General features: G+C 62.5%; 15 protein-coding genes. 8 read left to right on the forward strand and 7 right to left on the reverse strand.

Annotated features, from left to right (window positions below):
* The first annotated feature begins 10 nt into the window (after positions 1 to 10).
* Genes BUA38_RS22900 through BUA38_RS22915 form a run of 4 tightly spaced genes read left to right on the forward strand, consistent with a single transcriptional unit; the run spans position 11 to position 3,243 of the window.
* On the forward strand, positions 11 to 802 hold the full coding sequence (locus BUA38_RS22900) for an ABC transporter ATP-binding protein (protein ID WP_244553026.1): 792 nt from the start codon (positions 11 to 13) through the stop codon (positions 800 to 802).
* Positions 799 to 1,560 carry an ABC transporter permease gene (locus tag BUA38_RS22905; RefSeq protein WP_072821433.1) on the forward strand — a complete coding sequence of 254 codons (762 nt, stop codon included), beginning with the start codon at positions 799 to 801 and terminating at the stop codon, positions 1,558 to 1,560. Before BUA38_RS22900 ends, BUA38_RS22905 begins: the two co-directional genes overlap by 4 nt.
* The gene (locus tag BUA38_RS22910) at positions 1,557 to 2,354 is read left to right on the forward strand and encodes an ABC transporter permease (RefSeq protein ID WP_072821435.1); all 798 of its coding nucleotides are present in this window, start codon (positions 1,557 to 1,559) and stop codon (positions 2,352 to 2,354) included. The genes BUA38_RS22905 and BUA38_RS22910 overlap by 4 nt, the downstream gene beginning before the upstream one ends.
* Before the next feature lie 19 nt (positions 2,355 to 2,373).
* A complete protein-coding gene (locus tag BUA38_RS22915) occupies positions 2,374 to 3,243 on the forward strand; it encodes an isocitrate lyase/PEP mutase family protein (protein ID WP_072826345.1) in 870 nt (289 codons plus the stop codon).
* Positions 3,244 to 3,296: 53 nt separating this feature from the next.
* Here the strand turns inward: BUA38_RS22915 and BUA38_RS22920 are convergent, their stop codons facing one another.
* Positions 3,297 to 4,244, reverse strand: coding sequence for a LysR family transcriptional regulator (locus BUA38_RS22920; protein ID WP_072821437.1), 948 nt, complete (start codon positions 4,242 to 4,244; stop codon positions 3,297 to 3,299).
* Between the two features lie 151 nt (positions 4,245 to 4,395).
* Between BUA38_RS22920 and BUA38_RS22925 the strand changes: the two genes are divergently transcribed.
* Positions 4,396 to 5,661: an MFS transporter gene (locus BUA38_RS22925; RefSeq protein ID WP_072826346.1), complete on the forward strand. Its 1,266-nt coding sequence runs from the start codon at positions 4,396 to 4,398 to the stop codon at positions 5,659 to 5,661.
* A gap of 21 nt (positions 5,662 to 5,682) precedes the next feature.
* The gene (locus tag BUA38_RS22930; protein WP_072821439.1) at positions 5,683 to 6,348 is read left to right on the forward strand and encodes an HD domain-containing protein; all 666 of its coding nucleotides are present in this window, start codon (positions 5,683 to 5,685) and stop codon (positions 6,346 to 6,348) included.
* Positions 6,349 to 6,351: 3 nt separating this feature from the next.
* On the opposite strand, the gene BUA38_RS22935 is transcribed toward BUA38_RS22930, so the two are convergent.
* From BUA38_RS22935 to BUA38_RS22945, 3 genes are read right to left on the reverse strand one after another with little or no spacing between them, the layout of a single operon-like run.
* Positions 6,352 to 7,884 (reverse strand): efflux transporter outer membrane subunit, encoded by a 1,533-nt coding sequence (locus BUA38_RS22935; RefSeq protein WP_072821441.1) that lies wholly within the window; start codon positions 7,882 to 7,884, stop codon positions 6,352 to 6,354.
* The gene (locus BUA38_RS22940) at positions 7,884 to 9,455 is read right to left on the reverse strand and encodes a DHA2 family efflux MFS transporter permease subunit (RefSeq protein WP_072821443.1); all 1,572 of its coding nucleotides are present in this window, start codon (positions 9,453 to 9,455) and stop codon (positions 7,884 to 7,886) included. Before BUA38_RS22940 ends, BUA38_RS22935 begins: the two co-directional genes overlap by 1 nt.
* Positions 9,456 to 9,458: 3 nt before the next feature.
* On the reverse strand, positions 9,459 to 10,661 hold the full coding sequence (locus BUA38_RS22945; RefSeq protein ID WP_083587713.1) for an HlyD family secretion protein: 1,203 nt from the start codon (positions 10,659 to 10,661) through the stop codon (positions 9,459 to 9,461).
* Between the two features lie 130 nt (positions 10,662 to 10,791).
* On the opposite strand from BUA38_RS22945, the gene BUA38_RS22950 reads away from it, so the two are divergent.
* Positions 10,792 to 11,439, forward strand: a complete 648-nt coding sequence (locus tag BUA38_RS22950; RefSeq protein ID WP_072821445.1) for a TetR/AcrR family transcriptional regulator — start codon at positions 10,792 to 10,794, stop codon at positions 11,437 to 11,439.
* A gap of 82 nt (positions 11,440 to 11,521) precedes the next feature.
* On the opposite strand, the gene BUA38_RS22955 is transcribed toward BUA38_RS22950, so the two are convergent.
* The 3 genes from BUA38_RS22955 to BUA38_RS22965 are packed head-to-tail and all read right to left on the reverse strand — an operon-like array spanning position 11,522 to position 12,191.
* A complete protein-coding gene (locus tag BUA38_RS22955; RefSeq protein WP_072821447.1) occupies positions 11,522 to 11,725 on the reverse strand; it encodes a hypothetical protein in 204 nt (67 codons plus the stop codon).
* A gap of 40 nt (positions 11,726 to 11,765) precedes the next feature.
* Positions 11,766 to 11,981, reverse strand: a complete 216-nt coding sequence (locus BUA38_RS22960) for a hypothetical protein (protein WP_072821449.1) — start codon at positions 11,979 to 11,981, stop codon at positions 11,766 to 11,768.
* Positions 11,982 to 12,008: 27 nt separating this feature from the next.
* Complete coding sequence (locus tag BUA38_RS22965) at positions 12,009 to 12,191, reverse strand: hypothetical protein (protein ID WP_072821451.1); 183 nt, start codon at positions 12,189 to 12,191, stop codon at positions 12,009 to 12,011.
* 484 nt (positions 12,192 to 12,675) lie between these two features.
* On the opposite strand from BUA38_RS22965, the gene BUA38_RS22970 reads away from it, so the two are divergent.
* Complete coding sequence (locus BUA38_RS22970; protein WP_072826348.1) at positions 12,676 to 13,116, forward strand: nucleoside deaminase; 441 nt, start codon at positions 12,676 to 12,678, stop codon at positions 13,114 to 13,116.
* Positions 13,117 to 13,162: the final 46 nt, after the last annotated feature.

Here is a 13,162-nt window from a genome sequence, read left to right on the forward strand (position 1 = left end):
GGAACTCGTGGTGAGCGGAGAAGCCCAGGTATCGCTGAGCGAGGTGGTGCGCCGTTATGACGGGCCGCCCGTCGTGCAGGCGCTCGGGCCGATCAGCCTCGACATCAAATGCGGCGAGTTCTTCTCGATCGTCGGTCCGTCCGGCTGCGGCAAGTCGACCTTGCTCGACGTGGTCGCGGGCCTGGTGCGTCCGACCAGCGGCAGCGTTTGTTTCGAGGGCAAGGAATTGCACGGCGAGGTGCCCGACGGCATCGGCGTCGTGTTCCAGGAAGATTCCAGCATGCCGTGGCTCTCCGTGCGCGACAACGTCGCGTTCGGCTTGCGCACATCCAGCCTGCCGAAGCAGGAAGTCGCAACGCGGGTCGATCACGCGATCAGCTTTATGGGCCTTGCGCAATTTGCCGGTCACTATCCGGCGCAGTTGTCGGGTGGCATGCGGCAACGCGTGTGCATCGCGCGCACCCTGGTGCTGCGTCCGCGGCTGATTTTGCTGGACGAACCTTTCGGTGCGCTCGATCAGCAGACGCGGCTTCTGATGGGCGACGAATTGCTGCGGTTGTGGCGCGAGACCGGCGCGACGGTGCTGCTCATCACGCACGCGCTGGATGAGGCCGCGATGCTGTCGGATCGTGTCGGCGTCATGAGCGCGCGGCCCGGCCGTTTCATCGACATGGTCGAAACCGGATGGCCGCGCGACCGCGACAGCCGCGTGATCTCGGAGTCGCAATTCGGCGCGCTGACCGCGCGGCTGTGGTCGTCGCTGCGCGAAGAATCGCTCAAGACCCTGGGCAGGGCGGCATGACGCGGCGGCACGCCGCCCTCATCGTGCGGACAGCCATATTGGCGGCGCTGGTTGCGTTGCTCGAGATCGGCTGCCGTTTCGGCTTCATCGACACCCTGACGGTGATCGCGCCGAGCGACATGGTGGCGTCAATGGCGGACCAGATCCGGTCTGGTGATCTCGACGCGAGTATCGTGACGACATTCTCGACCATCCTGATCGCGTTTGCGCTCGCGGTTGTCCTTGGCACCGCACTTGGCGCATTGATTCACCGCTTTGCGCGCCTTCGTGACGTCGCCGACCCGCTGCTGGCGTCCTATTATTCGGTTCCGACCTTCATCTTCTATCCGCTGCTGGTGGCGCTGCTCGGCCTCGGCAAAGCGCCGCTGGTCGTGCTCGGCATTCTCTCGGCCACGCCGGCGGTCGTCATCAGCACGTTATCTGGGCTCGACAGCGTCGCGCCCGTGTTGATGAAGCTCGCGCGTGTGCATCGGTTGACGCCGGCGCGGACGCTGAGGTGGATCGTCTTGCCGGCCGCGTTGCCGCATCTCTTTACGGGTTTCAAGCTGGCGCTGAGTTACGCGCTGATCGGCGTCATCGCCGGCGAATTCATCCTGTCGGGCACCGGGCTCGGTTACGCGATTTCCTATGCCTATCAGAGCTTCGACAACCGCGCGATGTATGGCGTGATGCTGTTCGTGCTGCTGGTCGCGGTGACCGCCAACGGCATCCTCTATGTCTGGGAGGGGCGATTGGCGCGCCGCCGGTCACGGGGATGAGCGAGCTCTCGTTCGATCATAAGCAAAAGCTCATCCCGCGCCGGCACTTCCGCGCCTTCGACGCCGTCGTGCTCACCCTGCTAATGCTGACGTTCTGGCAGGTGATCGGGAGCTGGACGCAGGGCGTCGCGGTTTCGCCGCCGCTGCCGACGCTGGTCTACCTTGGTGATCTGCTCGCTACGCCGATGTTCTGGGACCACGCCGCCGCGACGCTCGAAGCATTCTTGCTGGCGTTCGTGCTCTCCGCGTTGATCGGTCTTGTGCTCGGCCTGATCTTCGGTATCAGGCGTTTTACCGGCGAAGTGGCCGAACCCATTCTGGCCGGCTTCTACACCATCCCGAAAGTGACGCTCTATCCGGTCGTGCTGCTGCTGTTTGGTCTCGGCATGTCCGCCAAGGTTGCCTTCGGCGTCATGCACGGGCTGGTGCCGATGACGCTGTTCACGCTTGGCGCGGTGCGCAACCTGCCGCCGGTGCTCATTCGCACGGCGCGCGTGCTGCGGTTGTCGCCCGGACGCACCATGCGCTGGGTGCTGGTGCCGGCTTGCTTGCCTGACATCGTCAATGGTCTGCGTATCAGCTTCTCGCTAAGCTTGCTTGGCGTCCTGATCGGAGAGATGTTTTCATCGCAGCGCGGCCTCGGCTTCCTGCTGGTCAACGGCATGGCGCAGCACAACGTGCCACTGTCGACTGCTGTTGTGACCGTGATCGTGGTGATGGCGATTGCGGCCAACACGCTGATGCTGCGGATCGGCAAGCGATTTGCACAGCGTGCGGATACTGTGGCTGGATAAGCCACGAAAGGAGAACGGCATGACAAGGCCGACGACAACGTTAAAGACCATCCTCGACCGCCGCCAGGCGACGATACTGGCCGGCGCGGCCAACGGGCTGTTCGCGCGGATCGTCGAGGATCTCGGCTATGAGGCCGTCTATATCACCGGCGCCGGCGTCGCCAACATGTATCTCGGCGCGCCCGATATTGGTCTGACCACGCTGACCGAGATCGCCAATCACGTCGCGGCGATTTCGGACGCGGTCGCCATTCCTTTGCTGGTCGACGCCGACACCGGCTTCGGCAATGCGGTGAACATGGTGCGCACCGTGAAGGTGCTGGAGCGGGCAGGCGCCGCCGGACTACAGATCGAGGACCAGGTGTTTCCGAAGAAGTGCGGCCATTTCGACGGCAAGCACGTCGTGCCGCTGGAAGAAATGATTGCGAAGATCAAGGCCGCCGTCGACACGCGCAAGGACGGCGATCTTCAGATCGTCGCGCGTACTGATGCGCGGGCCATTCTGGGCCTTCAGGCCGCGATTGATCGGGCCGGCGCCATGATCGAAGCCGGCGCCGACGTGACCTTTGTGGAAGCGCCGACCTCGGCCGACGAACTGGCGCAGATCGCCAAAAGCCTTTCCGTGCCGCAAGTCGCCAATATCGTGTTCGGCGGCCGCACGCCGGAATTGGGACAGAAAAAATTCGCCGAGCTCGGTTTCGGCTGCGTGCTCTACGCCAACGCCGCGCTTCAGGCGGCACTCAAGGCGTCGCATGAGGTGCTGGCATCGTTGAGGCAGGAGGGCTCGCTTTCGTCCGTCGCCGATCGGCTCGCCGGTTTCGAAGTGCGCCAGCAGACGGTTTCAAAACCAAAATACGACGAACTCGAACGCCGCTATCGTGGGGGATGAGGCGCGCTGCCGCTACCGAATGCTGCTTTGCCGGCAGCAGGAAGACGTCAATGTCAGCGCCGCGTAACGATGCGCTTCGATCGCGATTTCCGGTGTTCTCGTTTGACATCGAAGTAGTTGAGATCGGCCGTGACGCTCTCGATGACCCGCATGACTGCCTCGATCCGGTCCGTATCGGCGGTGACGTGGTGGGCGAGATAGACGCGGCCGACGGTGAGCTGCGGCTTGGTGGCGACGACGGCAAGCGCGCCGGAAGGGCGATAGGCCTCGATCATCCGCTTTGGAAAGATGCCGACGCCGATCCCCGCCGCAACGAGTTGGGCGGCCGCGTTGACGCTGGTGCAAATGCAGAGCGGACCCGGCTTCTGCCTGGCAGAGGAAAACCACGCGATCGTGTTGCGATACATCGAAGTCGGCGGCGGTGTGGTGACGACGGTCAGGCGGGACAACGCGCGAGGCGACGCTCCCATCCGCTTAGCGAGAGCGGTTGTCGCCGCCCAGACATTGGTCTGCGGACCGAGTGGCAGCAGTCGCAAGGTACGATCGCCGACGGGGTCGACGAGAACGGCGAGATCGAGGTTGCCTTGCGACAGTTCCTGCTCGAGCGCCGAGCTGGTGGTGACGGTCCATTCCGGACGCAGCAGCTTGTATTGACCGGCGAGCGCAGGCACCAGGTGCCGGAGGCAGACGACGGCAAAGCCTTCCGCCAGTCCTATTCGGATGCGCCCCTCGACGGCGGCGGGCGTCCCGGCCTTGTGAAGATGTCCGTAGGCGTCGAGCACCGGCTTTACCTTGGCGAGAAAGGCATACCCCGCGCGGGACACGCGCACGCCGCGGCCGTACCGCTCGAGCACTGGCGTCGCAAGCTCTGCTTCGAGTTTCCGCAAGCGCAGCGAGAGCGTCGGTTGCGTGACGTTCAAGTGGGCGGCGGCGCGATGCACCGAGCCGAGTTCGGCGACCCAGTAGAACGCTTCGAGCTGTGCGATGCTGATTCGATTCATTGGAAAAACCTATCAAAGCGGGAAAAACCATTTAATTGGACAGGTATCCCCTTATGAATATTAGCTCGGGATGGGCGCGCATAGAGAAAAACGCCGGATACAGCCGGCAAGCGTGTCGTGGGATGGAAACGCAGCCAAAACGGGGGACGACGTGACCTATCGCCGGGGCTGGATTGCGCTGCTGATTTTTACGGTCGTGATCATCAACTATATCGACCGCATCGCACTGTCGGTGGCGGCAAAGCCGATTGTCGCCGAATACGGATTCTCGCCGGTGCAGATGGGCTATCTGTTTTCCGGCTTCCTGTGGACCTATGTGGTTTGCCTGGTGCCGCTCGGACTTCTGGTCGAACGGATCGGCATCAAGAGAATGGTCGGCGGCGGCATCGCGATCTGGTCGACCGCCACCGCGTTGACGGCCGCGGCAAGCGGCTTTGTCTCGATCCTGGCGGCGCGGCTTGTGATGGGCGCGAGCGAAGCGACGACATTCCCGGCCTGCGGCGGCGCGATCCGCCAATGGTTTCCGGAACGCGAGCGCGGCTTCGTCACGACCTTGTTCAATGGCGGCTCTTCCGCAGGCCCCGCGGTCGGCGCGATTCTCACCGCGGCGCTGGTCAGTTCGTTCGATTGGCGCACCGCCTTCGTCGTACTGGGCGCGATCGGCTTTGTCTGGCTCATCGCATGGCTGATCTGGTACGGCACGCCCGAAGAAGCGCGTTGGCTGAGCGAAGCCGAACGAACGAAAATCCTGACCGAGCGCGACGGTACCGGAGTGGCGACCACGAAGTCGCCGCCGCCGTCTTCGCTCGGCTATCTCCTGAGCCAGCGCAGCGTCTGGGGGCTCGTGCTCACCCAAGCGTGTCTCGTCTACACGGCCTATCTGTTTCTGACGTGGTTGCCGACTTATTTGCAGTCGACCCGCGAGCTCTCGACCATGAACACGGGCTATCTCACCGCAATCCCGTATCTTTGCACCGTCATGCTCGGCGTCACGATTGCCCGCATCAGCGACCGCGTGCTCTCGTCAAAAGACGTCCAGGCCGGCCGCCGCCGCAACTTCATCGCGGCCATGGCGATCCTCGCGATGCTGATCCTGCTCGCCCCGCACGTCGATGGCCTGTTCCAGTTATTGGGTGTGCTGACCCTGGTGTTGACGGGGGCGACGACGGGTTCGGGCTTGAACTTCACGCTCGCCAGCGACCTCTTGCGCAATCCACGTGACGTCTCGCGCGTGGTTGCCATCACGTCTTTCGGAGGCAATTTTTTTGGCCTCATTTCACCGATCATCACCGGCTATGTGGTTGCCGGCACCGGCGGCTATACCTGGGCGTTCCGCATCGCGGCAGTGCTGTTGTTTTGCGGATGCCTCTTTACGCTCAGCCTGACGCGCCGGCCGATCGAACCGCAGCACGCCTGAAATTTCTGGAGACCTCTGATCATGGCAAACACGATGAAGCACCATTACGCGAGACTGCGCCGTCCCGTCACCGACGAGACGCGCGCGGGCGTCATCGAGGATTTTCCCGAAATCGAGCTGGTGCCGGACAAGGCGCTCGGCAATCTCTGTGTCGAGGCCTGGAGCCATTCGCTGTGCTGCTCGGATTACAAGCGGATCAGGGATATCCCGCCCTGGGGCAATCCGAACGGCCCGATCCTGAGCAAGGGAAGCCAGACCGATCATCTGCGCGGCGTGGTGCGCACGACCAAGGTGCTGGCGGAGGAATTCGAGCATTCGCATCCGAACGTTCGCATCGACTGGGATGTGCTGATGGCAGGCTCCGTCTGCCATGACGTCGGCAAGCCTTACGAGTTCGATCCGAGCAACCGCGCGCGGTGGCAGGCCGATCCGGCCGACAGCGGTTCGCCGACGTTCCGTCACTCCGTTTTTGGCATGCACGTTTGCCTGACGGTGGGTCTGCCGGAAGAAGTCGCGCACATCGCGGTCGGCCACTCCTTCGAAGGGCTCCACATGGGCGTGAGCGCCGAATGCATGATCGTCCGCCAGGCCGACCATGGTTGGTGGCACGTCGCCGGCGCGCTGGGCCTGCTCGAGCCGGCGACCATCGGCGCGCTGCCGAATAATTTGCGCGCCCGCAATCTCTAAACGTTACTGCGGCTTTGGATCGGCCGCGACGGTCTGGTTGACCTGGACCACCATCGGCCTTGGCGGGTCGGGGAGTTGCTGTTCCCAGCCGCCGCCGAGCGCCTTGAACAAGGTGACCAGATAGAGCGCGACATTGGTGGTGCTCTGCGCATATTGCTGCTCGTTCTGCAACAGGCTGCGCTCGGCATCGAGCACCGTGATGAAGTCGGCGACGCCGTCATTATAGCGTGAGCGGGAAAGATCGAGCGCGGCGCGGGTGTGATCGAGCTGGGCGCGCAGCCGCGCGCGGCGGACCTGTTCGAGCCGGAGCGCCGCGATCGCGTTGACCACTTCGTGCCAGGCTTGCAGCACCGTCTTGTGATAGCCGAGGGCTGCTTCGGCCTGCTGCGCCTCGCTCAACGCCAGCGAACTCTTCAGCCGCGCGCCGTCGAAGATCGGCAGCGTCACGCTGGGGCCGGCGTTGTATTGCAGCGAGCTTGCCTTGAACAGGCTGTTGAACTGGAGCGAGTCCAGCACGACCTGTCCGTTGAGCTGGAACTTCGGATAGAACGAGGCTACCGCAACGCCGACATTGGCGGTCGCTTCATGCAGCTGATCCTCGGCCTGGCGGATATCCGGCCGGCGGCGCGCCAGTTCCGACGGCATGCCCAGAGGGACGTGCGGCGGCAGGCGGAGCGCGCGCCACGAACCGAGTTCGCCGTTGAGCGAGGACGGCGGCAAATCGAGCAGCAGCGCGATCGCGTTCTGATACTGGATTTCCTGCTGCTGAAGCGCCGGCACTTGCGCGCGAATGCCTTCGACCTGCGCTGCGGCGTTCTCGGCGTCAAGACCGCTGCGCACGCCCTTCTGCTGGAGCTGTTGGGCGAGCTGAAGAATATCGCGATCGACCCTGACATTGTTCTCGGCGATGCGGATCTGCTCCTGCGTGCCGCGAAGCTGGATGTAGTTGCGCGCGAGTTCGGCGAGGCTCGACACCAGCGCATCGCGGCGCCGGTCTTCCGCCTGGGTGACTTGAGCGTCGGCGGACTCGACCTGCCGTCGCACGCGGCCCCAGAGATCGAGCTCCCACGACATGTCGAAGCCGACCGTATATTCGTTGATCGGCGGAATGCTGCCCGCCGAAGGGCCGAGCAGGGGCGTCAGAAGGCTGACAATGCCGTTCTGGCTGTAGAGTTCGCGCTGGTACTTGGCGTCGCCGTTGATCGAGGGAAGTTCGGCGGCAGCCGCGACGCCGCGCTGGAAGCGGCTTTCGGCGATGCGGATTGCGGCGGTCCGCACATCGAGATTGGCCTCCGCAATGCGGCCTTCGAGATTGGTCAAAACCGGGTCGCCGAAGATTTTCCACCAGTTCGGATCGGTCGGCGCCGGCAGATGCGCGTCCGTGACCGTTTGGCCGCCGAACGTCTTGTTGTCGGGTAAATGCGGATTCGGCTCGACGAAGTCGGGCCCAAGCGTACAGGCGGAAAGCGTGGTGCCACAAAGCAGCGTCATGACAGCAGCGATGGCGCCGCCGCGGCGACGGTGGAAACTCGACATCAATGGCCTCCGCCCCGCGTGCCGCCGGTCTTCGGCGACAGCAGGAAGCACAGCGGTACAATCAGGAACGCGACGATCGCGCAGTAGAAGAACACGTCGCGATAGCCGAGGATCGCAGCCTGCGTCCTGAACACCTGATAGACGCGCCCGACCGCGGCGTCATGCGCGGCGGCACCGACGCGGCCGAGTGAGTGCAGCGTCTGTTCATATTGCGCGACCAGCGCCTGATAGGGCTGGTTGAACGGCGTGGTCCATTGCGAGAGATAACTCTGATGAACCTGGGAGCGCTCGGTCACCTGCGCGGTTGCGAGCGCAATGCCGATCGAGCCGAAGATGTTTCGAAACATCGCAAACAACGCCGCGCCGTCGCCATTGAGTTCCCGCGGCAGCGTCATGTAGGCGATGGTCGAGATCGGCACGAACAGGAAGGCAAGCCCCGCCGACTGGAAGGTTCGCATGAAGACCAGCGTCTTGAAATCGATGTTCGGCACCAGCGTGCTCGAATAAAGCAGCGCGCAGCCGATGATGGTGAAGCCGCCGGCGATCAGATAGCGAATCTGGATCTTGGTCATCAGCCGGCCGACGAAGGGAATCAGGATGATGACCGCGATCCCACCGGGCGACAGGATCAGGCCGGCCCAGGTCGCCGTGTACAACAGCACAGTCTGGGCGAATTGCGGGATCAAGACGGCGCTCGCGTACAAAATGCCGCCGGTGGCTCCGATCATGATGCAGCCGCCGGTGAAGTTCCGGTCGGCGAACACCGACAGATCGACGATAGGCTTCCTGGCGATCAGCAGCCAGCCGATCGCGCCAAGTATCCCAAGGAAAGCGAGCAGCGCCATCAGGCAGATGAAGTTAGAATGGAACCAGTCGGCATCCTCGCCTCGGTCGAGCATGATCTCGAGACAACCGAGGCCGATCGTGATCAGGGAGAGACCGATATAGTCGATGCCGCGGCTGCGCCGGTTCTTTTCCCACGGCGGGTCTTCGACCATCACCGAAACGAAGAAGGCGGCGACCATGCCGACCGGGACGTTGAGAAAGAAGATCCAGCGCCAGGTCACCTGATCGGTAATGAAGCCGCCCAGCGTCGGCCCCAGCACCGGCGCCACGATGGTTGCGATCGCGGTGACGCCGAAGGCCGCGCCGCGCTTGGCGGGCGGAAAATAATCGAGAATGATCGATTGCTGGTTCGGCTGCAGTCCGCCGCCGAAGAATCCCTGCATCAGCCGAAAGATGATGAGCTGGGTCAGGCTTTGCGCGATCCCGCACAGGAACGAGCACACCGTGAACATGATGATGCAGATGATGAAGTAGCGCTTGCGGCCGAACAGGTCGCTGAGCCATCCGGAGATCGTCAGCACGATGCCGTTGGCGACGAGATAGGAGGTCAGCGCCCAGGTGGCTTCGTCATTGCTCGACGACAGGCTTCCAGCAATGTGCGGCAGCGCCACGTTCACGATCGTGGTGTCGAGAATTTCCATGAACGCGGCGCTCGTCACGATCACCGCGATGAGCCACGGATTATATTGCGGCTTCCATTGCTCCTCTAGCTTGGCGTCGCTCATCGGTCATCGCACCGTGACCGTAGGCACCGCCGAAATCCCGAGCGGCAGCGGCACCTTGGGATCGAGCCCTTTGTCGATCACGATCTTCACCGGCACGCGCTGAACGATCTTGATGAAATTGCCGGTGGCGTTTTCGGGCGGGAAGGCCGTGAACTTCGAGCCGGAACCGAGCTGGATGCTGTCGACATGACCCTCGAGCCGCAGATGCGGATAGGCGTCGACGCGGATCTCGACGCGCTGGCCGGGCCGCATGTTGACGAGCTGGCTCTCCTTGAAGTTCGCCGTGATCCAGATTTCCGGCGCGACGATCGAGAAGATCTGCTGGCCGGGCGCGACGTAGTTACCGGTTTCGACGTTGCGCTTGGTCACCCAGCCGTCCTGCGGCGCGGCGACCTGTGTCCAGGACAGGTTCAAATTCGCCTGGTCGAGCCGCGCCTGCGCCTGTTCGACCTGTCCCTTGAGCTGGCCGACCGCCGCATCCGTCTCGCCGATCCGCTCCGGCACCGGCGAGTTCTGCCTCACCTGTGCTTCGGCAAGCGCGATCTGCGCTTCCGCCTGCTTCAATGCGGCTTCCGCCGCATCGACATCCTGTTGCGAGGTCGCAGCCTTCGGCAGCGCCTTTTGACGCTCGTAATCGGCCTTGGTTCTCGCCCGCGTCGCCTGGGCCTGTTCGAGCTGCGCCTTTGCGACCTCTAGCTGCGCCGGGAAATTCTTCTTCGCAACCTCGAGGCCGAATTGCTGCCCGCGATATTGCGCCTGCGCCGTCGCCAACGCGCCTTCGGCCTGTTCGCGGTCGATCTGGTATTGCCGTGGATCGATATGGATCAGCGGCTGGCCTTGCTTGACGAACTGGTTGTCGTCGACGTCGAGCGAGATCACCGCGCCCGAGATGCGCGGCGCGATCGTGATGGCGCGGCCATCGGTATAGGCGTCGTCGGTTTCCTCGATATTGCGCGTCGTCAGCCAGTAATAAATGCCGCCGATCACCAGCAGCGCGATCACCACAACGCCGATGATGAAGACGGTGGGCCGGCGTTTTTTTCGGGCTTCCTCGCGCGCGGAGGCGACGGCCGCCTTGCCACTATCCCCGGGCGCGGCCTTTGCGGAATCCGGCTTTGCCTCGCCGGGCGCAGGCGCCTCGTCTTGACGCTCAGCCCGCTTCGCTTCGGGCGAACGGGTTGTTGCATCGACTTCGTCAACCGACATAGGGTGCGCCCCTTGCAACCACGAATTCCACCAGCCTTGCCACTTTCACTTCAATGGCGCCCCGGATATAACCGTACCCGATGGTTCGGTTAGAGACAAGGGTTGCCCCTCAATGCAAAGCGCCCCCGCCATGCCTAAAGAAGCGGTCATTCGAAAAGTTCCGCGCGGCGAACGGCGGCGCGAGGAACTGATTGACGTTGCTGAGAAAATTTTCTTGGCGCGCGGCTTCCCCGAGACCACGATGCAGATGATCGCGGAAGCGGCCGGTGCCTCCAAGGAAACGCTGTACCGGCATTTTGAAAGCAAGGAGCTCCTGTTTGCCGAGATCGTCAGCCGCAAGGCGCGGGCGATCTCCGGTCCCGATGGCGCGATTGCGCGCGGGGGCAGCGCGGAAGTCGTGCTATCGGCGCTCGGCACCAGTCTTCTGACGACCGTCTGCACTGGCCAGGGGGCATTCCTGTTTCGGACCGTCGTCGCCGAGGCTGCGCGGACGCCGGAGCTAGGCGATCTCTTTTTTGAACGCGGCCCCGGGGCCACCGTCGATCGGCTCACGCAATATCTGAAGGACGCCACCAAGCGAGGCGAATTGCATTGCGACGACCCGGCCGTCGCGGCGCGGTTGTTTCTTGGCGCGGTGGCGGCGCAATTCCACCTCCGCCGTCTGTTGCAATCGAACTGGAAGCCGCCGGCGGCGAGCGAAATCGATCGTCACGTCACGGCAGCCGTCTCGATGTTCCTGAAAGAATTCGGCCCGCAGCGGACAGGCGACAGACGGTAGCCGTGCGGCCTGTAACGCGCTTGGCACAGAACTCCCTCTCCCCGCGTGCGGGGAAAGGGCAGAAGCCATATTGAGCCGGACGCTATTTTCGCGCGGCAATCGCGGCCGTATGCATATCGCCGGCAAGATCGGGCGACGTCGACGTGAAAAGATGGTTCACGGCGATGGCAAGCACCAGGAGTACCAGCGCCGTGCTGTAGAACATCAGGCTTCGGCGCAGCCACTTCTTGTAGATGATGCGATCTTCCGGTGACAAAAATCGAAGCTGGCTTTGTGACGGCCCCATGATGGTGCTCCTTTCGATTTCGTGAAACGCGGCCGAGAGATCAAAACGGCGCCAACTGCTCCTGCGGGTCGAAGGAAGCAATCGGTATATTGTAGTGTGCGGATCCCGCGATCAGCAGAAGCGAGAGGGCCCAGATGATGAGCGGAACGCCCAGGACCAGGGGCTGTTGCGGCAATACTTTCGGTTCTGCAATCCGGATATAGGTCGGCATCGGGAATCCCTTGCTGTCCGCCGTCATGGCGGTGATGAGTTTCAAGAACGCTTTGAGAAAACTTTTTGGTCGTTACGGAAACGCAGCCATGAGCGCGATGTCGTTCGGCGTGTTGCCCGGCGACAGCGCGGCCAGATAAATCGCAATCATAAGCACGATCAGAAGTGCGGCCCCCGTCAGCGCACCGTAAGCGCCGAACGCGGGCAAATTGACTTGAGCTTTATCGCTGGGGCTCAATCGAGCAAAATTCGTCATCGTGTCCTCCCAAGGAAAGACCTGAAAAAATTCAAAAGCGGCTTACTCAACAATAGTCGTCGCAAGTATCACTTGGGCTTCATCAACTACGCTTGATGGATTACGCTTCAAGCGGCACGTGAACTATGAACTCATTCACACGCGCGCCGATTTTCAAACGCGCTCAATTGTCACAAATGCGTAACGCCGCAGCATCGCTGCGAACAAAAAACCGGTAAGCCTCGGCATGAACAATGCGCGAGAGGATCGCACGGGAACGCTGCATTTTTGTTACGAATGCAAATCAGCAAGATGTATGCCAACGGTCGATTGCTGACGAAGCCGGGGCTTTCCCGTGCAGAGAGGCTCTGCTTTGGATTAAATCGTGGGCAGCAAGCCGTGATATTTTACCGGCTGCCGATTCTTTGGCATGTTCTCTGCTTAAGAAATCTGCGGCAGTATCCGGAATCTTCGGCAGCGAAGGTTGAACAGCAACGAGGCAGCCATGACCGATCATGCATTCTTTATGGCCAAGGCCTACGACCAGGCGCTGGCGAGCTATCAAAGCGGCGGCGTGCCCGTCGGCAGCGTGCTGGTTCGTGGCGGCGAGATCGTCGGCGAGGGCCACAACCAGCGGGTCCAGAAGTCCGACCCGATCGCGCATGGCGAAATGGATTGCCTGCGCAGGGCCGGACGGCAGCGCAGTTACCGTGACACGGTGATCTATACGACGCTGTCGCCGTGCATGATGTGCACGGGTACGATCATCCTGTTCAAGATCCCGACGGTCGTGATTGGCGAGTGCGTCAATTTCGGTGGCAACGAGCAATTGTTGCGGGACCGCGGCGTCAACGTGATCGACCTGAAGGATCCACGATGCATCGAGCTGATGGCGCGGTTCATCCGCGAGCGGCCGGATATCTGGAACGAGGACATCGCGGAGTAGCGTCCGCGTTCGCGGCTGTTTCTTGCGGCAAATAAAAAGACGGGGC

Origin of the sequence: Bradyrhizobium erythrophlei (genome assembly GCF_900142985.1) — a bacterium.
Taxonomy (GTDB): domain Bacteria; phylum Pseudomonadota; class Alphaproteobacteria; order Rhizobiales; family Xanthobacteraceae; genus Bradyrhizobium; species Bradyrhizobium erythrophlei_B.